The organism is Burkholderia sp. R-40, from assembly GCF_049942845.1.
In the GTDB taxonomy this organism is placed as follows: Bacteria; Pseudomonadota; Gammaproteobacteria; order Burkholderiales; family Burkholderiaceae; genus Burkholderia; species Burkholderia ambifaria.
On sequence record NZ_CP187969.1, the window covers coordinates 243387 to 265215 of the forward strand.

Annotated in this window: 19 protein-coding genes; 9 read left to right on the plus strand and 10 right to left on the minus strand. The window is 67.7% G+C overall.

Annotation, left to right across the window (positions count from 1 at the left end; all coding sequences use genetic code 11):
• The first annotated feature begins 409 nt into the window (after positions 1-409).
• From fdhD to moaD, 5 genes are all read left to right on the plus strand, one after another.
• Complete coding sequence (gene fdhD / locus ACP26O_RS29890; RefSeq protein WP_175664659.1) at positions 410-1282, plus strand: formate dehydrogenase accessory sulfurtransferase FdhD; 873 nt, start codon at positions 410-412, stop codon at positions 1280-1282.
• Positions 1279-2493 (plus strand): molybdopterin molybdotransferase MoeA, encoded by a 1215-nt coding sequence (glp, locus tag ACP26O_RS29895; RefSeq protein WP_175664658.1) that lies wholly within the window; start codon positions 1279-1281, stop codon positions 2491-2493. Before fdhD ends, glp begins: the two co-directional genes overlap by 4 nt.
• A gap of 190 nt (positions 2494-2683) precedes the next feature.
• Positions 2684-3802 carry a GTP 3',8-cyclase MoaA gene (moaA, locus tag ACP26O_RS29900; protein ID WP_175664657.1) on the plus strand — a complete coding sequence of 373 codons (1119 nt, stop codon included), beginning with the start codon at positions 2684-2686 and terminating at the stop codon, positions 3800-3802.
• A gap of 47 nt (positions 3803-3849) precedes the next feature.
• Positions 3850-4413: a molybdenum cofactor biosynthesis protein MoaE gene (locus ACP26O_RS29905; RefSeq protein ID WP_175661167.1), complete on the plus strand. Its 564-nt coding sequence runs from the start codon at positions 3850-3852 to the stop codon at positions 4411-4413.
• A 70-nt stretch (positions 4414-4483) separates the two neighbouring features.
• Positions 4484-4741 (plus strand): molybdopterin converting factor subunit 1, encoded by a 258-nt coding sequence (moaD, locus tag ACP26O_RS29910; RefSeq protein ID WP_175664656.1) that lies wholly within the window; start codon positions 4484-4486, stop codon positions 4739-4741.
• A gap of 64 nt (positions 4742-4805) precedes the next feature.
• Here moaD and ACP26O_RS29915 read toward each other — a convergent pair whose 3' ends face one another.
• The gene (locus tag ACP26O_RS29915; RefSeq protein ID WP_175664655.1) at positions 4806-5468 is read right to left on the minus strand and encodes a glutathione S-transferase family protein; all 663 of its coding nucleotides are present in this window, start codon (positions 5466-5468) and stop codon (positions 4806-4808) included.
• Between the two features lie 35 nt (positions 5469-5503).
• Positions 5504-5764 (minus strand): hypothetical protein, encoded by a 261-nt coding sequence (locus ACP26O_RS29920; RefSeq protein ID WP_175664654.1) that lies wholly within the window; start codon positions 5762-5764, stop codon positions 5504-5506.
• A gap of 288 nt (positions 5765-6052) precedes the next feature.
• On the opposite strand from ACP26O_RS29920, the gene acnB reads away from it, so the two are divergent.
• Positions 6053-8638, plus strand: a complete 2586-nt coding sequence (gene acnB / locus ACP26O_RS29925; RefSeq protein ID WP_175664653.1) for a bifunctional aconitate hydratase 2/2-methylisocitrate dehydratase — start codon at positions 6053-6055, stop codon at positions 8636-8638.
• A 125-nt stretch (positions 8639-8763) separates the two neighbouring features.
• Here acnB and ACP26O_RS29930 read toward each other — a convergent pair whose 3' ends face one another.
• Complete coding sequence (locus tag ACP26O_RS29930) at positions 8764-9687, minus strand: LysR family transcriptional regulator (RefSeq protein WP_175664652.1); 924 nt, start codon at positions 9685-9687, stop codon at positions 8764-8766.
• Positions 9688-9754: 67 nt separating this feature from the next.
• Between ACP26O_RS29930 and ACP26O_RS29935 the strand changes: the two genes are divergently transcribed.
• Complete coding sequence (locus tag ACP26O_RS29935; RefSeq protein WP_175664651.1) at positions 9755-10372, plus strand: LysE family translocator; 618 nt, start codon at positions 9755-9757, stop codon at positions 10370-10372.
• A 151-nt stretch (positions 10373-10523) separates the two neighbouring features.
• Positions 10524-11648 (plus strand): aminotransferase, encoded by a 1125-nt coding sequence (locus tag ACP26O_RS29940; protein WP_175664650.1) that lies wholly within the window; start codon positions 10524-10526, stop codon positions 11646-11648.
• A 37-nt stretch (positions 11649-11685) separates the two neighbouring features.
• On the opposite strand, the gene ACP26O_RS29945 is transcribed toward ACP26O_RS29940, so the two are convergent.
• The gene (locus ACP26O_RS29945) at positions 11686-13113 is read right to left on the minus strand and encodes a PLP-dependent aminotransferase family protein (RefSeq protein WP_175664649.1); all 1428 of its coding nucleotides are present in this window, start codon (positions 13111-13113) and stop codon (positions 11686-11688) included.
• 540 nt (positions 13114-13653) lie between these two features.
• Between ACP26O_RS29945 and ACP26O_RS29950 the strand changes: the two genes are divergently transcribed.
• Positions 13654-15831 (plus strand): DUF4132 domain-containing protein, encoded by a 2178-nt coding sequence (locus tag ACP26O_RS29950; protein WP_175664648.1) that lies wholly within the window; start codon positions 13654-13656, stop codon positions 15829-15831.
• A 20-nt stretch (positions 15832-15851) separates the two neighbouring features.
• Here the strand turns inward: ACP26O_RS29950 and ACP26O_RS29955 are convergent, their stop codons facing one another.
• From ACP26O_RS29955 to narI, 6 genes are all read right to left on the minus strand, one after another.
• Positions 15852-16763, minus strand: a complete 912-nt coding sequence (locus ACP26O_RS29955) for a hypothetical protein (protein WP_175664647.1) — start codon at positions 16761-16763, stop codon at positions 15852-15854.
• A 60-nt stretch (positions 16764-16823) separates the two neighbouring features.
• Positions 16824-17147 carry a TfoX/Sxy family protein gene (locus tag ACP26O_RS29960; RefSeq protein ID WP_175664646.1) on the minus strand — a complete coding sequence of 108 codons (324 nt, stop codon included), beginning with the start codon at positions 17145-17147 and terminating at the stop codon, positions 16824-16826.
• A 78-nt stretch (positions 17148-17225) separates the two neighbouring features.
• Positions 17226-18962: a site-specific integrase gene (locus tag ACP26O_RS29965; protein ID WP_175664645.1), complete on the minus strand. Its 1737-nt coding sequence runs from the start codon at positions 18960-18962 to the stop codon at positions 17226-17228.
• A gap of 99 nt (positions 18963-19061) precedes the next feature.
• Positions 19062-20327, minus strand: a complete 1266-nt coding sequence (locus ACP26O_RS29970) for an MFS transporter (protein WP_165754689.1) — start codon at positions 20325-20327, stop codon at positions 19062-19064.
• Positions 20328-20342: 15 nt separating this feature from the next.
• Positions 20343-21131, minus strand: a complete 789-nt coding sequence (locus ACP26O_RS29975; RefSeq protein ID WP_175664644.1) for a peptidylprolyl isomerase — start codon at positions 21129-21131, stop codon at positions 20343-20345.
• A gap of 9 nt (positions 21132-21140) precedes the next feature.
• The gene (narI, locus tag ACP26O_RS29980; RefSeq protein WP_011660606.1) at positions 21141-21824 is read right to left on the minus strand and encodes a respiratory nitrate reductase subunit gamma; all 684 of its coding nucleotides are present in this window, start codon (positions 21822-21824) and stop codon (positions 21141-21143) included.
• Positions 21825-21829: the final 5 nt, after the last annotated feature.

Here is a 21829-nt window from a genome sequence, read left to right on the forward strand (position 1 = left end):
TTTGCTCGTGGTTGTGAGGACGTCAGCTCGAAGCAGGAAATCGCGCGACGGCTTCGCGACGGCACGCGCCACCTGGAACGGATCGCGGTGCACGGCAACGAAGCGTGAATGACGATATCGCGTTTCGGACGATACTCGCAATCGCGCGAACGTGCGCTGAAACTGTGCTTTCCCCCGGTCCAAAGATGTGTGTACGGAAAACCCGTTTCGGGGCCGGGCGGCCGTCAGCTGTACTGCTTTCCGCATCGCCACGCTGTGCATCCGCGCCCGGGCCGAACGCCCGTACCATCGGCTCGAAGCCTGCCCGTGGCGAGCCGGCGCGACGCCGCGCACCGCCCTTCGCAGAAGCCGTTTCCGTCGCCCGGCGCCCGCGCCGGCCGATTCCCGATTTCCCCCTGGAGAAAACCGCATGGAGCCCAGCGACCGCCCCGACGATCCGGCCGGCAGCCGCGCGTGTCATGTGACGCGTCATCGTGCCGGCGACGCGCTGGGCGCCGTCGATCGCGTCGTCGACGAGACGCCGGTTGCCCTCGTGTTCAACGGCATCGCGCACACCGTGATGATGGCGACGCCGATCGACCTCGACACGTTCGGCCTCGGCTTCGCGCTGAGCGAAGGGATCGTCGAGCGCGCGTCCGACGTCTTCGACATCGAAATCGAATGCCGGCCCGGCAGCGCCGAAGTGCGGCTCACCGTGTCGCAGCAGGCGTTCATGGCGCTGAAGGCGCACCGGCGCGCGCTGGCCGGCCGCACCGGCTGCGGCGTCTGCGGGATCGAAAGCATCGCGCAGCTCGACCTGCATCCGCCCCGCATCGCGGCCGCGGGCGCGGCGGCCGGCATCGGTGCCGACGCCGTCGCGCGCGCCGCCCGCGCGTTGCCGGCGCGGCAGCCGCTGATGCGTGCGACGGGCGGCATCCATGCGGCCGCCTGGTGCGAGCGCGACGGCACCGTGCTGGAAGTCTTCGAGGACGTCGGCCGCCACAATGCGCTCGACAAGCTGATCGGCCGCCTCGCGCGGCGCCGTGCCGACCTTCGCGCGGGCTTCGTGTTCCTGTCGAGCCGCGCGAGCTACGAGCTCGTGCGCAAGGCGGCACGCGTCGGCATCCCGATGATCGCGACGATCTCCGCGCCGACGTCGCTCGCGATCGACGTCGCCCGCGAAGCCGGCGTGCGGCTGCTCGGCTTCTGCCGCAACGACGGCTTCGTCGAATACGTGTCGCCCGACGCGCTCCCGTTACCCGAACCCACGCATGCGCAACCGCATGCGCTCACCGCTCGATGACACCCCTGACCGATTTCGATACCGCCCAACGGCACTTCGCCGGCGCGTTCGCACCGCCGCCTGCGGCCGTCTCCATTCTGGTCGCGCAAGCGGCCGGCCACGTGCTCGCCACGCCGCTCGCCGCCGTGCTCGACCAGCCGCCCGCCGACCAGAGCGCGATGGACGGCTATGCGGTCCGGCACGCGGACCTCGCGCACGGCGAGCCGTTGCGCGTCGCGCAGCGCTGCTATGCGGGCGACGCACCGTCGCCGCTGGCCCCGCGCACGGCCGCGCGAATCTTCACCGGCAGCCTGATTCCGGCCGGCGCCGACACCGTCGTGATGCAGGAGCACGCGCACGAGCAGGACGGCTGGGTCGCGTTCGACGCGCCGCAGCGCGCCGGATCGCATATCCGCCGCCGCGGCGAGGAAGTGCGCGCGGGCGACCTGCTGATACCGGCCGGCGTGCGGCTCGGCGCGATGCACGTCGGCGTGGCCGCCGCGCAGGGTTGCGCGCACATCGATGTGCGGCCGCCGCTGCGGGTCGGCATCCTCACGACCGGCGACGAACTCGTCCCGTGCGGCCAGCCACGCGCGCCGCAGCAGATTTACAACAGCAACGCGCCGATGCTCGCCGCGCTGGTGGCGGGAACCGGTGCCATCGTCGCCGCGAGCGAGCATGCCGCCGACACCGCGGCCGCCGTCGATCAGGCATTGCGCACGCTGGCCGCGCGCTGCGATGTGATCGTGTGCGTCGGCGGCGCATCGGTCGGCGACAAGGACCTGCTGCGCCCCGCGCTGACCGCGCTCGGCGCGTCGTTCGTGGTCTCCGGGGTGCGGATGAAGCCCGGCAAGCCCGTCGCGCTCGCGCGCCTCGACGAACGGCCCGTCGTGCTGCTGCCCGGCAATCCGGGCGCCGCGATGACCGCGTTCGCGCTGTTCGTCGCGCCGCTGATCCGCCGCCTGCAGGGGCGCGACGACTGCGTGCCGGCCGTGCCGTCGCTGCCGATCGATATCGACGTCGAGCCCGATGCGCAGCGCGAACGCTTCGTGCGCGTGCGCCGCACCATCGACGCCCACGGCGCACCCGTGCTCGACACGCTGCGGCAGCAAGGCGCCGGCACGCTGCAATCGCTCGTGCAGGCGAGCGGGCTCGCGCGGCTGCCGGCCGGTCGACGCATCGCACGCGGCGACGCGGTGCCGTATTACGATTTCGCGCACTGGCTCGCGTGAGCATGAGCATGCGCGCGATGTCCACCTTTCGAGCATGCAGGATCGCGAACTGTATTCCTGCATTTCGGGCGGGATTGTGCCTCTGCCGGAAAAGTCCGGCGGACTATCCTCACGATGACGCTCGTCACGACCTGTGCGCCGATACGTCGGCGCACACGCGGCCGCTCGGCGACGCCGTTCCGCTCACTTCATGCAGGCCGACGAACCGATCGTGAATGCCATCGTTTCCGCGCCGGCCGCCGCCGCCTCCGGCGGCGCATCGCCCGGCGCCTTCTCCCGCCCGCTCGACACGCTCGCGCGGCCGCTGCGCGATCTGCGGCTGTCCGTCATCGACCAGTGCAATTTCCGTTGCGGCTACTGCATGCCGCGCGACAGCTTCGGGCCCGACTATGCGTTCATGCCGTCGTCCGAGCGGCTGTCGTTCGCGCAACTCGAGAAGATCGCCCGCGCGTTCATCTCGCTCGGCGTCGAAAAGATCCGACTCACCGGCGGCGAACCACTGCTGCGCCGCAACCTCGAGGCGCTGATCGAACGGCTCGCGACCCTGACCACTCTCGACGGCAAACCCGTCGAAATCGCGCTGACGACCAACGGTTCGCTGCTCGCCGCCAAGGCCCGCTCGCTGCGCGATGCCGGCTTGTCGCGCGTGACGGTGAGCCTCGACGCGATCGACGATGCCGTGTTCCGCCGGATGAGCGATGCCGACGTGCCCGTCGCGCGCGTACTGGCCGGCATCGAGGCCGCGCAGGCAGCCGGGCTCGCGCCGGTGAAGGTCAACGCGGTGATCGAGCGCGGCGCGAACGACGACCAGATCTTGCTGCTCGTGCGCCACTTCCGGCATAGCGGCGTGGCCGTGCGCTTCATCGAATACATGGACGTCGGCGGCGCGAGCGCGTGGTCCGGCGACAAGGTCGTGCCGGCCGCGCGGATGCGCGAGCTGATCGAAGCAAGCTATCCGCTCGTGCTCGTCGGCGAACCGGGGCACGACGCCACCGCGATCCGCTGCCGGCACATCGACGGCGCGGGCGAGGTCGGCTTCATCGCGAGCGTGTCGCATCCGTTCTGCGGCACGTGCTCGCGCGCCCGCGTGTCGGCCGACGGCCAGCTCTATACGTGCCTGTTCGCCACGCAGGGCACCGATCTGCGGCCGTGGCTCGACGACAACGCATCGACCGGCCAGCTCGCCGACGCCGTGCGCGCGCGCTGGATGCAGCGCGACGACCGCTATTCCGAGCGGCGGGCGACGCGTGCGGCGCGGCCGTCGGGCAAAACCTATCCGACCGTGCGCATGTCGCTCGTCGGCGGCTGACGGCTGCCGCGCGTAGCGCCGCGCACCGCTTACAGGAGAACCCCGTCATGACGAGTTTCACCGAATCCCGTGGCGCGCCACCCGACGATCCGTCGCGTGACGACAGCCATCCCGAGCCATCCGCGCTGCACACCGAACCGCCGCCGGCGATTGCCGCCGGCTTCGAGGTGCGGGTGCAATACGCGGCGATCGACGCCGGCGCCGAGATCGCGCCGATCGTTCGCAATCCGAATGTCGGTGCGGTCGTGAATTTCCTCGGCGTCGTGCGCAACGAAGGCGACGTCGACGACGTGATCGCGCTCGAAGTCGAGCACTATCCGACGATGACCGAGCAGGCGCTATGGAGCATCGTCGAGGAAGCCGGCGCGCGCTGGCAGCTCGAAGCGGTCAGGATCGTGCATCGCGTCGGGCGGATTCCGCTCGGCCAGCCGGTCGTGATCGTCGTGGTCGCCGCCGCGCATCGCGCATCGGCGTTCGACGCGTGCGAGTTCATCATGGACTTCGTGAAGACGCACGCGCCGTTCTGGAAGAAGGAGATCCGGCACGACGGCGTGTCCGGCTGGGTCGAGCCGAAGGCGCATGACGACCAGGCGATGCGGCGATGGGGATGAACGTGCCGGCCATGCCTTTTCCGATTTCGACGATTTCGCCGATTTCACTGATTTCGCCCGGGACATCGCGATGAAACTGACGATCAAATATTTTGCGAGCATTCGCGAACAACTGCATACCGACGAGGAAGTCGTCGAGATCGATGCGGATGAGCTCACAGTCGACGCGCTGCGCGGCACGCTCGCCGCACGCGACGCGCGTAGCGGAGAAGCGCTACGAATGGAGCGGCCGGTGCGGGCGGCCGTGAATCTCGAGATGGTGACGGGCGGGTTCGTCGTGCGCGAGGATAGCGAGGTGGCGTTCTTTCCGCCGGTGACGGGCGGGTAATCCGTTCGCATCGAGCGGCGATCACCGCTCGGCAAATCGTCGCCGCTCGATGCGAAACGGATGGCTAGGCGAGCCCGCGAAGAAAGTCCGGAATCGGATGATCGATCGAAGCGAGATAGCCCGCCATCGCGCCGACCACTTTCCGCACGGCCGGACGCGCGGTCATCCGTTCGCGCCACGCGAGCAGATGCGGCGTCTCGGCCGTCATCGGCGCGCCCTTGCGCGCGCCGAACAACTGCGCCATGTAGAACGCGATGTCCGCGTAGGAATAGGTTTCCGCCAAATATTCCCGGTCTGACAGCACGCCTTCCATGCGTCGATAGTATTGCCGCGCTGCGTCGCGTGCGGCCTGCGCGTCGGGATGCTCCGGCGTCGCTTCGAGGCCCATCAGCCGGATGACGTGCGGAAAATAGATCTCGTCGCTGCAGTGCTCAAGCTGACGCGCGACGGCACGAGCCTTCGGCTGCGCCGGCCATAACGCGGGATCGGGCTTCACGTCCTCGAGATATTCGAAGATCTGCGTGGAATCGAAAATCTCCAGCTCGCCGTCGATCAGCACCGGCACCTGGCGCTTCGGGTTGATGCGCAGGACGTCCGGATGCTTCGGGTCGTAGCCGCGCGGCTGGCTGAACGGCACCAGCACGCGCTCGAAGGCGATGCCCTTCTCGTGCGCCGCGATCTCGACCTTCGCGCCGAACATGCTCAGCGGACCGGTGATGATTTTCATCTGTCGCTCCTCCACGGGTTTTCACGTCGTGACGGTCACGGTGACGCTTCGTGCTTCGGCGCCGTTCGTTCGGCGAGATGCCGCGCATCTTCGGTGGGACGCACGCCGAAGCGGCGCGTAAAAGCCTTCCTCACCACGTCGGCGCTGCCGTGACCATGCCGGCCGCTGATATCGTGCATCGATTTTTCATCCAGCGCGAGCGATCGGCAAACGGTCGGGGTGATCGTAGTTGCATCTCCAAGCCGCTCTGACACGACGCCCAGCACCGGTTCAGTGCACTGAACGATGCGCCACACGTGGAAGCCGCAGCCTCGCGCAGATGCAAGTGGGGCCTGATTCCGCGCCTACCCCGGAATGAATGCCTTCGGGGGGTTCGCGCCGCGGTCGGCTTCCGCTCAACCGCCGCGCCGCGACCCGCCAACAGGAAGCCTCAAACCCCAACTCTTATATAAGACATAAGACATTTGACGCCTGACCGTATTGCGATTAGAATCCCGTCGAAAGCAGTGAAGCAGTGTCCGGAACAGCAGCCTCGGCATGCCTGGAAAGCCCTTCCCCTGAAACGCAATCTCAGCAGGTCCCCCATGCTTGAAAACTTTCGTGCTCACGTGGCCGCCCGCGCCGCGCTCGGTATCCCCCCTCTGCCGCTGACGGCTCAGCAAACCGCCGAGCTGGTGGAACTGCTGGCGAACCCGCCCGCGGGCGAAGAGCAGACGCTAGTCGACCTGATCACCTACCGCGTCCCCGCCGGCGTCGACGAAGCCGCCCGCGTGAAGGCCGGCTTCCTGGCCGCCGTCGCGAAGGGCGAGACGGCCTGCCCGCTGATCTCGCGCGAGCGCGCGACCGAACTGCTCGGCACGATGCTCGGCGGCTACAACATCCAGCCGCTGATCGAGCTGCTGTCCGACGACGCCGTCGCGGCCGTCGCGGCCGACGCGCTGAAGAAAACCCTGCTGATGTTCGACCAGTTCCATGACGTGAAGGAACTCGCCGACAAGGGCAACGCCCACGCGAAAGCCGTGCTGCAGAGCTGGGCCGACGCCGAATGGTTCACGAGCCGTCCGGAAGTGCCGGAAAGCCTGACCATCACCGTGTTCAAGGTCACGGGCGAAACCAACACCGACGACCTGTCGCCGGCGCCGGACGCCACTACCCGCCCGGACATCCCGATGCACGCGCTCGCGATGCTGAAGAACGCCCGCCCCGGCATCACGCCGGAAGAAGACGGCAAGCGCGGCCCGGTCAAGTTCATCGAATCGCTGAAGGAAAAGGGTCACCTGGTCGCCTACGTCGGCGACGTGGTCGGCACCGGCTCCTCGCGCAAGTCGGCCACCAACTCGGTGCTGTGGTTCACCGGCGAAGACATCCCGTTCGTCCCGAACAAGCGTTTCGGCGGCGTGTGCCTCGGCGGCAAGATCGCCCCGATCTTCTACAACACGATGGAAGACGCCGGCGCGCTGCCGATCGAACTCGACGTGTCGCAGATGGAAATGGGCGACGTGGTCGAACTGCGCCCGTACGAAGGCAAGGCGCTGAAGGACGGCAACGTGATCGCCGAATTCCAGGTCAAGTCCGACGTGCTGTTCGACGAAGTGCGCGCCGGCGGCCGCATTCCGCTGATCATCGGCCGCGGCCTGACCGCGAAGGCGCGTGAAGCGCTGGGCCTCGCACCGTCGACGCTGTTCCGCCTGCCGCACCAGCCGGCCGACAGCGGCAAGGGCTTCTCGCTCGCGCAGAAGATGGTCGGCCGCGCATGCGGTCTGCCGGAAGGCCAGGGCGTGCGTCCGGGCACGTACTGCGAACCGAAGATGACCTCGGTCGGCTCGCAGGACACCACGGGCCCGATGACCCGCGACGAACTGAAGGATCTGGCGTGCCTCGGCTTCTCGGCCGACCTCGTGATGCAGTCGTTCTGCCACACCGCCGCCTATCCGAAGCCGGTGGACGTGAAGACGCACCAGACGCTGCCGAACTTCATCAGCACGCGTGGCGGCATCGCGCTGCGCCCGGGCGACGGCGTGATCCACTCGTGGCTGAACCGCATGCTGCTGCCCGACACCGTCGGCACCGGCGGCGACTCGCACACGCGCTTCCCGATCGGCATCAGCTTCCCGGCAGGCTCGGGCCTGGTCGCGTTCGCGGCCGCCACCGGCACGATGCCGCTGGACATGCCGGAATCGGTGCTGGTCCGCTTCAAGGGCAAGATGCAGCCGGGCGTCACGCTGCGTGACCTGGTCAACGCGATTCCGCTGTACGCGATCAAGCAGGGCATGCTGACGGTCGCCAAGCAAGGCAAGAAGAACATCTTCTCGGGCCGCATTCTCGAGATCGAAGGCCTGCCCGACCTGAAGGTCGAGCAAGCGTTCGAGCTGTCGGATGCGTCGGCCGAGCGTTCGGCGGCCGGTTGCTCGGTGCACCTGAACAAGGAACCGATCATCGAGTACCTGAACAGCAACATCACGCTGCTGAAGTGGATGATCGCGCAGGGCTATCAGGATCCGCGCAGCCTGCAGCGCCGTATCGCGGCGATGGAGCAGTGGCTGGCAGACCCGCAACTGCTGTCGCCGGATGCCGACGCCGAATACGCGGCCGTCATCGAGATCGACCTGGCCGACATCCACGAGCCGATCGTTGCATGCCCGAACGACCCGGACGACGTGAAGACGCTGTCCGACGTCGCAGGCGCCAAGATCGACGAAGTGTTCATCGGCTCGTGCATGACCAACATCGGTCACTTCCGTGCGGCGTCGAAGCTGCTGGAAGGCAAGCGCGACATCCCGGTCAAGCTGTGGGTCGCCCCGCCGACCAAGATGGACCAGAAGCAGTTGACCGAAGAAGGTCACTACGGCGTGTTCGGCACGGCCGGCGCCCGCACCGAAATGCCGGGCTGCTCGCTGTGCATGGGCAACCAGGCACAGGTGCGCGAAGGCGCGACGGTGATGTCGACGTCGACCCGCAACTTCCCGAACCGCCTGGGCAAGAACACGAACGTGTACCTCGGCTCGGCGGAACTGGCGGCGATCTGCTCGCGTCTGGGCCGGATCCCGACCAAGGAAGAGTACATGGCCGACATGGGCGTGCTCACCGCGGACGGCGACAAGATCTACAAGTACATGAACTTCGACCAGATCGAAGACTTCAAGGAAGTCGCCGACACCGTGCAGATCTAAGCATGCGGTCGAGTTGCGGCGGGTTGTGCCCGCCGCAGCGACACGCAATGGCGCCGCCGGCTGAATGCCTGCGGCGCCATTTTTTTTGGATGTCGCCGACGTCGCGCAGCGATCCGGCTCACGCGTCAGACCATCGTCCTCAGCCAGTCGAGCAGAATCGACTGCGCGCTTCCGTCCTTCACCGGCTCCGGCGTCAGCAGACAATAATGCGAGCCGTCCTCGACGAAACCCATCGGCGCGACCAGCACCCCGCTTTCGAGATCGTCGCGAACGAGATGCCACGGGCCGATCGCGACACCCAGCCCCGCGACGGCCGCTTGAAGGCTGAAATAGAAATGGTCGAACATCTGGCCGCGCCCGCTGCCCGCCGGTTGATGCGCGGCCGCCGCCCATTCCTTCCATGCGTCCGGCCGCGTGCGTGTGTGCAGTCGCGGCGCGGCCCGCTTCAACGCGCGGCCGTCGCGACTGTCGGAAAACCACGGATCTACCTTGTCGGGCCGGCATACCGGACCGACCTTCTCCGCGAACAGTCTCGCCGCGTGATAGCCGGCGGGCCACGTAAAGTCATCCCGGCGAATCGCCATGTCGATGCCGTCGTCGAACGAGAACGGGCCGCCCGCCGCCGCGAGATGAATCTCGACGCCCGGGTATGCCGCCTGGAAGTCCGGCCAGCGCGGAATCAGCCAGCGCATCAGCAGCGTGGGTTCGCACGACAGCACCCAACGCTGCGCACGGGCCGCGTCGGTCCGCACCTCATGCGCGGCCCGCCTCATCAGGTGCAGGCCGTCATGAACGGCCTGCGCGAGCTTGCGGCCCGCGTCGGTCAGGAACACGCGACGACTGCGCCGCTCGAACAACGCCACACCCAGGTCGTCTTCGAGCAGACGCACCGCACGACTGACCGCGCCATGCGTCACGTGCAGTTCGTCGGCGGCACGGCTGAAATGCTCGTGGCGCGCCGCCGCTTCGAAGCAGCGCAGCGCCATCAGCGACGGCAGAGCGGCACGGACGTTCTGTGAGCCAAACTCACCATCCTGGTCAGAAATCATCGCTTTTCCCGGCGAATCGTGATCCCTAATATTGGCGCATCACGAAGAAAACCGAAAGGACGATGCAATGACGGAATGGATAGTCGTAGTCACCATCACTTTGCTGGCCGTGATCAGCCCGGGGCCGGATTTCGCGATGGTCACGCGCAACAGCCTGATGCTGTCGCGCCGTTCGGGCTTGCTCACCGCATGGGGGATCGCGCTCGGCGTGACGGTTCATGTGAGCTATACGCTGCTCGGCGTGGGCCTGCTGGTCCGCCAATCGCTGTGGCTCTTCAACGCCGTCAAGCTCGTCGGCGCGATCTACCTGATCTACCTCGGCGTGAGGATGCTCGCGGCCAGGCTCCCCGACGGTCGCCCCGCGACGCAGGTCGCGCCACTGTCCGATCGGGCGGCGCTGCGCACGGGCTTCCTGACCAACGCATTGAATCCGAAAACCACCGTGTTCATCGTCAGCCTGTTCATGCAGGCCGTCCGCCCGGACACGCCGTTGTACGTGCAGATCAGCTATGGCGTGTTCATCGCGCTGGCACATGCAGGCTGGTTCAGCCTGGTGGCGGTCTGTTTCTCCGCCGATGCCGTCCGCGATCGCTTGTTGTCGTTACGTCACTGGATCGACCGCACCTTCGGTGTTCTGCTCGTCGGCTTCGGGATCATGCTGGCCGTTGCGCGCGGCGATCGCTGAGCGGCGCGCAATCGACTTGATCGATGCGCGCGGCTGCCTCGGGTCATGCCTTCCATAAAATGTGGATTTTTAGTCTACTCTGGACATTCTGTTTTGAAAGGCAGATACTTGGCAGCATCGCTTTCCAGGCCAACCGGACAAAGGAACGACCATGAAGATCAAGGAATTCGGCGTCGAACGCTGGATGGATCTGTACGAGAACCGCTGTACGTACAACCTCGCGGAAACGTGCGTCGAATCGCTGACCGTCGATCAGCTGCTGACGATGACCGGCACGCAGGACACGCTGCTCGACGCGCTGCGGCCGATGAAGCTCACGTATGGCGCGATCGAAGGCACGCCGCGTCTGCGCGAAGCGATCGCGTCGACCTACGCGCGCCAGTCGGCCGCGAACGTGATCGTCACGCACGGCGCGATCGGCGGCAACGCGCTCATCTATGAAACGCTGGTCGAACCGGGCGATACGGTCGTGTCGGTGTTGCCGACCTACCAGCAGCACTACTCGATTCCGGAAAGCTACGGCGCGAACGTGAAGGTGCTGAAGCTGCGTGAGGAAGACGGGTTCCTGCCCGATCTCGACGCACTCGCGGCCCTCGTCGACGACAAGACGCGCCTGATCGCGATCAACAACCCGAACAATCCGACCGGCTCGCTGATGGACGAAGCGCTGCTCGGCAAGATCGTCGAGATCGCGCGACGCTGCGGCGCGTACGTGCTGTGCGACGAGGTCTATCGCGGCACCGATCAGGCCGGCAGCGGCTACAGCGCCTCGATCGCCGACCTGTACGAACGCGGAATCAGCACGGCGAGCATGTCGAAGACGTACTCGCTCGCCGGGCTGCGGCTCGGCTGGATCGCGGGGCCGGTCGAGCTGATCCACGCGGTGAGCGTCCATCGCGACTACAACACGATCAGCGTCGGGATGATCGACGACTACCTCGCGACGCTCGCGCTCGAGCACCGCGACGTGATCCTGAAGCGCAGTCACGACATCGTGCGCACCAACCTCGCGATTCTCGATGCATGGGTCGAACGCGAGCCGGCGATTTCCTGGGTCAAGCCGAAGTCGGGCACGACGGCGCTGCTCAAGTATGCGTTCGACATGCCGTCGCGCGCGTTCTGCACGGAGCTGATCGAGGCAACCGGCGTGATGTTCACGCCCGGCAGCGCGCTCGACATGGAAGGCTATGTGCGGATCGGTTACGCCAACAACCGGACGGTGCTCGAGCAAGGACTCGCGCGCGTGTCGGAGTATTTGCGCGCGAAGGCCGGCTGAGCGAAGGCGGTGCGTGCGACGCGCACCGGCCTTCACTTCACGACTGCATGCACGATGCCGCGAGCTTCCCGACCGCGATCACCGCCTGCTCGATCTCCGGCGACCACGGGCTGCTGTAGTTCAGCCGGATGAAGTTCCGGTAGTTGTCGGTGATCGAGAACATGTAGCCGGGCCCGATCGTGATGCCCTGCTCCAGCGCGAGCTGGTACAGGCGCATCGCGTCGACCTGCGCCGGCAGCTCGACCCACAGCACGTATCCGCCCGCCGGGCTCGAAATGCGCGTACCTTCCGGGAAGAACCGCGACACCATCGCGCGCATCAGGTTCGCCTGCTGCGCATACGCCTTGCGCAAGCGCCGCAGATGATGCTCGTAACCGTCGCGCTCGAGAAACTCGGCGATCGCGAGCTGCGGCAGCGACGGCGTCGCCAGCGTGTTCAGGAACTTCAGCTTCTCGACCTGATCCCGATAGCGGCCCGGCAACGCCCAGCCGATCCGGTAGGCTGCCGTCAGGCTCTTCGAGAACGATGAGCAGTGCAACACGATGCCGGTGCGGTCGTAGGACTTCAGCGCGCTCGGATGCGACTCGCCGAAATACAGTTCGTTGTACACGCCATTCTCGATGATCGGCATGTCGGCTTTCGTTGCATATTCAACCAGTTCGCGCTTGCGCTCGTCGGGCATCTGGAAGCCGAGCGGGTTCTGGAAATTCGGCATCACCATGCACGCGGCGATCGGCTGCGACTTCGCAATGGCCGCCAGCGCCGCGATGTCGATTCCGTATTCCGGGTGCGTCGCGACCTCGATCGCCTTCATCCCCATCCGCTCGATCGCGTGCAGCATCGCGTAGAACGTCGGCGACTCCACCGCGATCGTGTCGCCCGGTTTTGCAACCGCCTGCAGGCACAGATTGATCGCCTCAGTCGCGCCGACCGTCACGATGATCTCGTTCGGATCGACCGACATCCCGTTTTCCAGGTAGCGTCGCGCGATCTGCCGGATCAGGCGCGGATGGCCGGGCGGCAGCCCGTCCGTCACGCCCCACAACGACTTGTCGCGGCCGGCTGCGTACGCATAGCGGTTCAGCTTCTCGAACGGAAACAGGCTCGGGTCCGGATACGGCGAGCCGAGCGGCACGGCGTCGTCGGTGCCGATCGAGCGCAGCGTCGACAGCACGAGCCGGCTCATGTCGACCGACGACGAGATCGCGATCGGCTTCGACGGCCGCAGCTCGCGCACCGGCGCGTGGTTGTCGTCGCGGCGCAGGTTCACGAAGTAACCCGACTGCGGACGACTTTCCAGCAGCCCGCGGCTTTCGAGCAGCAGATACGCGTGCAGCACGGTCGTGATGCTGATCCGGTGCTGCTGGCTCGCCTGCCGCACCGACGGAATCCGGTCGCCGTGCCGGTACACGCCCTGGCGGATCAGGCGCTCGATGTCGTCCGCGAGTTTTTCGTAGAGCTTCATCGCGCGCTCCCCGCCGGCCTGCGCATGCGCGCCGCCGTCCCGTGCGCGTCCGATACGCGCGTGTTCTGCCCGCCGACCGGGCTGTCGTTCTGCCTGATTGCTCCCTCCGGTTTTGCCTTTTCCATCGCAGTGGCTCGCTTATGAAGATGCGCCGGGAAGTTCCGTTACAACGGGATCCGCGGCACTGTGCACTTGATGGATGAATCTTAAGAGCAGAACAGTTGGTGGCGGGTACACACATCGATCCCGGGAACAAGAGTACAGTTCGGCGCGGATCGCGTAGGGCGGGACAACTGTACGTCTTATGAAATGGCCGAATGGCCGGAGCGCTTGGGCGGTGCGGCCGGATCGCCCGCCGCGCGGGCGTTCGTCGGCTACCGCAATTGGGGTGCAATACTATGCGCCCGCTCGGTTTCATTGCCGGAGTCAGACCATGCACTATCCAATCGACCAGACAGCCGGCCCGGGCGACAGAGCCCGCGCCGCCGGGCAAGTACCGAAATGGCGCCAGAACGAAACGACCGACCCATCGGAAAGCGCATGACTGATCGCGCCCTCGTTGCGCTGCTGCTCGCACGACTGACCGGCACGGCCGACCATCCGCGCTTCACCGGCACGCCGATCGACCTGTCGACGCTCGATGCGCATGCGCTCGGCGCGGTCTGGCCGGCATTGCGGCGCGTCGAGCACGAGATCATGCAGCGCGACCACGCGTACGACGACCCGCGCGCCGAATTCGCGCGCTGGCTGCGCCGGCAGATCGATGCGCTCGGCCTCGTGCCGCTCGTCGACGCCGATGCGGCACTCGAGCTGTTCCGCGACATTCCGGCCGGCGGATGGAAACGTGCGCTGGAGGATCTGCCCTGTCTGGACGCGCTGCCGTCGCCCGCGCTGCAGGCCGAACTCGCCCGCATCGTCGCCGAACCGGAGGAAGGCAGGCTGCGCGCGGTGTCCGCGTATGGCGCGTATGCGCTCGACTGGTTCGCCGGACGCCGCGACTTCTCGGCGCGACGCGACGCGTATGCGCAAGCGCTGGCGGACTCGCCGTTTCGCGTGCGCGAACTGGACGTGCTGCCCGAGCTCGGCCCGGCCGCGCTGCTCGCGCTGGCCGCGACGAACGACGGCTATTTCGCGCCGAAGCGGCTGTGGATCGACTTCAGCGATCCGGCCGTCACGCTCGCGCAAGACGCCGCGTACGTCGCATTCGCGCGCGACGCGCTGACCGACGCCGCGCGGCAGGTCGCGGCGCTTCATGCCGGCGCCGTGCCGTACGAGGCCGACCGCGCATTCACGACCGACGACGCGCAGGTCGTCGCGCGCGCCGCGCGCGTGGCCGCGTATCGCGACGAAGCCTGGCTGCGCCCGCTGATCGGGCCGCTGCTGACCGGCGTGTGCGTCGCGCCGACCGCCGCGAGGACCGCGCCGTCGCAATCGCTCGCGATCGCCCTCGGCCATGCGGTCGAGACGATCCCGACGCCCGAGAGCGTGCGCGCGCTGCGCGACGCGCTGGCCGTCGTGCGTCATGCGGGCGTGCAGAAGAAGCTCGCGCGTAACCTGAAACCGGCCGAACGCGCGCTCGGCGAACGGCCGCACACCGCGCTGCGGATGACGCTCGACGCGAAGCCCGACAAGAAGCAGCTCGCGATGCTCGCCACTTGCATGGAAGCCGGCTTCTGGCAGCCGATGTCGCTCGCCCACGCCGAATGGCGCGAGCGGCTCGTCGATGCGCCGGCCGGCGCCGCGTTCTCCGAGAGGATGATCTGGCAGGCGCGCAACCGCGATGGCTCGACGCAGTCGTTCATGCCCGAGATCGCGAAGGGCAAGGTCGTGCCGCGCGACGCGGCCGGCCACGGCTGCGACATCGCGGCCGACAGCGAAATCCGGCTGTGGCACCCGCTGCTGGCCGACGCGGACGAGCGGCTCGCGTGGCAGCGCGTGATCGTCGGCCGCGCGCTGCGGCAACCGGTCCGGCAGGCGTTCCGCGAGTATTACGTGCCGGCCGATGACGACGCGTCGGCGAGCGACTGCGCGATGTTCGAAGGTCACGTGCTGTCGAGCCGGCCGCTGCTCGGCGTCGCGCGCCGCGAAGGCTGGTCGATCCGCGCGTACGGCGACGGGCTCGCGCGCGAATTCGGCGACGTGCGCGCCACCTTTCTTGTCGATGCGCGGCTCTATCCCGGTTCGGAAGGCCACGGCACGTCGCGCCGGCTGTATGTCGAGCGCCGGCACGAACGACGCTGGGCGCCGGTGCCGATCGGCGAGATCGATCGCGTCGTCTTCTCCGAAATTGCGCGCGCGGTCGACCTGCTCGTCAGCGTGGCCGCGTTCGCGCTCGACGACGACGCGACGCGCGCGGCCGCCGCGACGCTCGCGACGGACCCGGTCCGCCAGCACACGCTCGACACGGAGCGCCAGCACCGCCTGAACCGGTTGTCGGATCTTCCATTGGGCGTGATGGCGCGCCATCGCCGGCACGTGCTGTCGCTCGTGTTCGCCGAACCGGTTGCGCAAGGGAGGATCACGATCGACGAACGCCACGTACGCGTCGGCGCGTGGGCGGTGCATTGCGCGACCGGACGCGTGACGCGCGACGGCGAGCCCGTCGAACCCGCGATCGAGCCGCCGCCGTCGCCGCTGCGCGCGGTGCCGTGGCTGCCTTACGACGAAGCGCTGCTGCAGCGGATAGTCGACGTCGTGGCGGGGTTACTGATCGACTGATCGACGCCCGGCAGCCGGCGTCATCGCGCCGCCTGTTGCCGCTGCACCTCCTGCGCTTTCATCCGCAGATACGCGGCCCGCTCGACTTCGTGCAGTTGCTGCGGATACTGCTCGGTGGCGTCGAACCAGCGCGCGAGGCGCTGGTCGAGCGGTTTGTCGAGCGTCGCCAGATACGTGTCGATCGCGAGGTAGTAGCGCATCGTGTTGCGCTCCAGCAATCCGCGCACGCCGCCGATGTATTGCGGCTGCGCGGCCGATGCGCCGCTCGCGAGCGTGAAGCCGACCTTGTCGCTGCCGGCGGTCGCGAGGTAAGTCTTCATCGCCATGCGGCCAACCGTGCCGAAGCCGTACGAATACGTGAGGTGCAGGAACGTGCGCGATGCGCCGATCGGCACGGCCTCGAGCGCGATCCGGTAGTCCTTCGTACCCATCGGGCCGCTGTCGGCGGTCAGGTCGACCTGAAAGTAGTCGGGCGTCGCGGCGGCCACGCCGTAGCGGAACTGCACGCGATAGGTATCCGACAGCTTCTGCTCGATCTTGCGGCCGAGGTTCACGTCGAGCACCGGGCCGTTGCTGCCGGTCGATGCATGGCAATACTTCGTGTTCAGATGCAGGATCAGCACCGCGCACCAGTTGGCGGGGCCCTGCGCGGGATCGTTGAGCTTGCCGTTCACGACGGAAAACGGATAGTCGACGACCGCGTAGATATCACCCTTCAGCGTCGAGGATGCCTCGGACGATTCGAGGTACAGCGGGCGGTGGAACGGGTTGTTCTTCAGTTGCTCACCGAGGCTGTGATAGCGGTCGAGCAGCGCCGCCGCGCCGTCCGCGCCGAACGACAGCGCACTCCAGCCCACGCATAGCGCCGCGACGAGCGCGTGCCATGCGCGGCGAATGTATCGCGGGGCTTGCGGGTGTGGGGTTGTCTCCATTGTTGTGCTCCAGTGCGGCGTGCGGGGTTGGCGCGCCTGTTTCACGGAAGATGCTGACCGCTATCGGCTTCGCTTCACCGGGACCGGCAATTGCGCGGCGGTGATCCGGATCAGCGTCGACAGCCATTCGCGGTCGTCCCAGCGGTCGCCTCCAATGACGAGATGCGGCTTTGCTGCCGGATACGGTGGAGCTTCGTCGCAGGTACCGACAAACGCACGGCCGTCGGACGTCGGCTTGACGAACAACCGGTCGTCGCACACCAGCGCGACCATCCTGCCGTCACAGTAGATCCCGTATTCGCCGAACATCTTGCGGGCCGACACCGTGCCGGCCAAGGCCATCTGCTCGACGATGAAATCGACGGTTCCCTGACTCGATGCCATCCACCCACTCCGTGACCGAATAACCGTTCTGACCGTCATCGATGCAGTGTCGTTCCGTTCGATCCGCTCGCGCCCCGCTTATTTGTCAGCGGAAAACGCACTCGACATCTGCCGTGCCCGCTTCACGTCGTCCCCGTGCAGATAGATCGACGTCGTCGAGATCGACGCATGCCGCAGGTTGTCGCGCACCGTCGTCAACTCGGCGCCCCGCGCGAGCGCGTGCGTCGCGTGCGTATGCCGCATCCAGTGCGGGCTCGCCTGCCGCAGCTTCTGCGCGAGCGCGGGGTTGTCGGCATCGACGAGCGCGGCCGTCTGCGCGAAGAACCGCTGCATCACCTTCCACAGCCGCACGCTCGTGATCGCGGCCGCGCCGTCTTCAGCGAGGCTCGGAATCAGCGGCGTATCGGGCCGCCAGCGCACCGGCGTGACCGGCAGCCGGCGCGCGACCAGATAGCGATCGAGCGCCGTGCGCGCGAGCGGCGGCAGCGCGACGCGCGCGGCCTTGCTGCCTTTGCCGATCACCTTCAACCACGTGTCGCCGTGCGCGTCCGTGTCGATGTCGCCGAGCGTCGCGCCGACGAGTTCGCTCGCGCGCAGCCCGGTCGCATAGCCGAAATCGAGGATGAAGCGCAGCCGTTGCGCGGCAGTCGGCGTCCAGCCAGATCCGGGCGCGCCGGACGGCTTGTGCTTGCGAAACTCGAGCCCGTCCGCGACCGTGCGCACGAGCAGCCACTCGCCTTCGGTGAACGCATGCGACGTGTCGAGCGCATTCGCGCCGCGCGTGTCGCGCACCTTGACACCCGCGAACGGATTCGCGAGCAGGTAGCGCTGCTCGATCAGCCAGCGGAACAGCGCGCCGAGGACCGACAGCGTGTACGCGGCCGAGCGCGCGGACAATCCGCCCGAAAACGGCCGCCAGTCCGGCGCGCCGCGCGGCCGCACGGGGCCGACCCAGCGCTCGTGCGGCGTCGGGCGCCGGATGAACGCGCGATACGCGACCGCATCCTCGGTCGTCAGCGATGACAGCGCACGGCCGCGCTCGACGATCGCCCACAGGATCAGCCGCTCGGCCTCCTTGCGGTACGCGCGCCGCGTCGCGGCCGATTCGTGCAGCGACAGCCACGCGTGCACGGCCGCGTAGTCGTTGTCCGCATCGAGCGTGCTGGTGGCGCGCGGCGCGCGGAACGTGCCGGCCGATCCGTCCACCTCATGCGGCAGCTTCAGGTGCTCCCACGGCACGATGCTGCCGCGCGGCGTCGCGGCGATCAGCGCGCGCGCCCGCTCGGTCAGGTCCGGATGCGCGGAAAAGAACGCCTCGATATGCCGCGCGCTCGCCACGCCGAGCCCCGCGATCGCGCGCCACCACTGACGCCGCCGCGGAATCCGCACGGTCAGGTCGGCGAGCGTCGCGATCCCGTGCGCACGCAGCGCGGCGACCGCACGCTCCGGCAGCCACAGGCCGACGTCGTCGCTGATCTGCGGCACCGGCGCGCGCGCATGGCGTAGCACGCCGATCGCATCGGTCGCGGCCTTCGCCATCTGCACGCGCTCGCGGTCGGCATGGCCGAGCTGCTCGGCGAGATCGGGCCGTCCGGCCTGCCGCGCGACACGCACGAGGCGACGCCGAATTGCGCCGATCACGCCACGCGCCGAGCGCCCTTCGCCGAGCCGCCCGGGCAGGTAGCGCTCGACGGCCTGGCGCACGGTCATGCCCGCGTACCACGCACGCAGCGCGGCGAGTTCGTCGGCGTCGGGAAAGCCCGCGAGCGCGGGCGCGGAATCGGAGGAAGATGGCTGGGCGAGGCGCGGTGTCATGGGCGCAAGTTTGACAGAACTGCGCACGGTCGCAAACGGCCGACGCGCGGTACGACTACCTGCACGAGGCAGGACGCTACCGGCCTCTTGCAACCGCGCTCAACCCGCCACTGGCGTGCGCCGCACTTCCGACACGTAGATGAGAATCAGCGACACCCACACGATCCCGTACAGGAACATGAAGCAGGTCGTGCGCACGCGCAGCAAGTCGAGCAGCATGCCGAACAGGATCGGCAGCAGGAAGCCGCCGAGCCCGCCCGCAAGCCCGACGATGCCCGTGACGACGCCCATATTGTCCGCGAAATCGTCGGCGACGTACTTGAAGGTCGACGCCATCCCGAACGCGAACACCGCGCCGAGCACGAAGGTCAGCGCGACGAAGCCGGCCACCGGCATCGCCAGGTTCAGCGACGCGGTCCCGTCGATCGTGTGGATCACGAAGTCGGTCGCCGGATACGACAGCACGAACAGCGCGATCCATGCGACCCACAGCCCCCACCACGTGACCGCATGCGCGCCGAAGCGATCGGACAGCGCGCCGCCGAGCGCGCGCAGCACGGAGCCCGGCAGCGAGAAACCGGCCGCGAACGCGGACGCCATCACGAGCGACATCCCGTATTCGCTCTTCAGGTACTGCGGGATCCACAGCGACAACGCGGTGAAGCCGCCGAACGTGATCGAGTAGTACTGGCACAGCCGCCACACGCGCGGGTCGCGCAGCACCTTGAACGAGTCGAGCATCGAGCCGCCGCGCTTGCCCGCGCCGGGATCGGGCGCCGACGCGAACCAGAAGATCACGGCCGTGACGAGCAGCGCGACCGCATAGACGCGCGGCACGAAGCGCCAGCCGTACGCGGCGAGCAGCAGCGGCGTGACGAACAGATTGACCGCGGCGCCGCACGTGCCGGCGCCGAACACGCCCATCGCGAGCCCGCGCCGCTTCGGCGGGAAAAAGCGCGCGACATACGGCGTGCCGACCGCGAACGACGCACCGACGCAGCCGAGGAACAGCCCGATCACGAGGAACTGCCAGAGCTGCGTTGCGTAGCTGACGATGTAGACCGGCACCGCGCACACGACGAGCAGCACCGTCATCACGATACGGCCGCCGAAGCGGTCGGTCCACGTGCCGAGCGGCAAGCGCATCAGCGCGCCGGTCAGCACGGGCGTCGCCGTGAGCAGCCCGAACTCGGTGCTGTTCAGGCCGAGATCGGCGCGCAACTGCACGCCGAGCACGCCGAACATCATCCACACGACGAAGCACACCATGAACGCGAGCGTGCTCGCGGCCAGCACCGACCACGCGCGCAGCGGAATGGCCTGCGGATCCGCAGCCACGCCGACGTTAACTTGTTGAGTTGCCATATGCAAAACCCCGTTTCATTGGACGAGCGGCCCGTTCGCGCCGTCGAAGGTCACGCCTTCGACGCACGCGCCGCCCGCGAGTATCGCCACGTACTGCCGCATCGCCCGTTGCCGCACGCGTTCCGACAGGTACGCGGCAATCTGGCCGGCGGCTTCGTCGAACGGCACGATGTCGCCCGGCACGCGGCGCTCGATGCGCACGATGTGAAAGCCGAAGCGCGTGTTGACGAGTTTCGGCAGCACGCCGAGCCCGTCGCTGTCGAACAGCGCGGCCTCGAATTCCGGCACGGTGTCGCCGCGCAGCAATTGCCCGAGGCTGCCGCCGACTTGCGCCGACGGGCAGTTCGACGATTCGCGCGCCACTGCTTCGAACGTATCGGGCGCGGCGACCACGTCGGCAAGCGCGCGTTCCGCGCGCTGCCGCAGCGGCGCGAGCGGCACGCGGTCGGTCACCGCGAACAGCACGTGGCTTGCATATACGATGTCGTTGCGGCGAAAGCGCGCCGGATGCTGCGCGTAGTAGCGCTCGCAGTCGGCACGATCGGGTTCGGGCACGTGCGTCAGCTCGCATTCGAGCAGCGCGTCGACCGCCGCGTCGTCGAGCGGCGCGCGTTCGTCGATCAGCGCGAGCGCCACCGCGCGCTGACGCAACAGCTCGCGCACCGCAAGCGCATGCCGTGCCGCATCGACCGGATCGCGTGCATCGCCGTGATGCGCGGCTTCGGCCGCGATGGCCGCGTCGTCGATGGCAATTCCGTTGATCGTCAGCGGCACCACGGCGACTTCGGAGAGAACGTCGTTCATATGGCCTCCTCAGCGCTTGCGCACGAGCTGGTACGGGCGGATCAGGTACGCGACCGATGCGATGCCGCTCCAGATATGCACCATCCGCGTGAACGGCGACACGAGGAAGATCGTGAAGCCGAGCAGGATATGCAGCCGGTACGTCAGCGGCACGCCGACGAGCAGGCTCGCGATGTCCGGCCGGAACGTGACGACGCCCTTCACGTAGTCGGTGAGCTGCTCGAACATCACGCCGTCCATGTGGCGCGTCGACAGCACGACGGTGCCGAGCCCGAGCGCGAGCTGCACCCACAGCATCAGCACGATCAGGATGTCCGACGTGCGGCTGTTCTTGCGGATGCGTGCGTCGCCCAGGCGCCGCCAGATCAGGATCGTCAATCCGATGATCGCCGCGACGCCGGCCGCGCCGCCCGCCACCATCGCGACCAGTTGGTGCCCGGATGCCGACAGGAACGGCGACACGAGCCAGTGCGGCGCCAGAAAGCCGCCGAAGTGCCCGAGCACGACGACCAGCACGCCCCAATGGAACAGGTTGCTGCCGAGCCGCAGCATGCCGTGGCGCAGCAGCTGCGACGAATCGCTTTTCCACGTGTATTGCTCGCGGTCGAAGCGGATCAGGCTGCCGACCAGCAGCACCGCGAGACAGATGTACGGGTAGATCCCGAACAGGAACTGATGCAAGTAAGCGTTCATGTCTT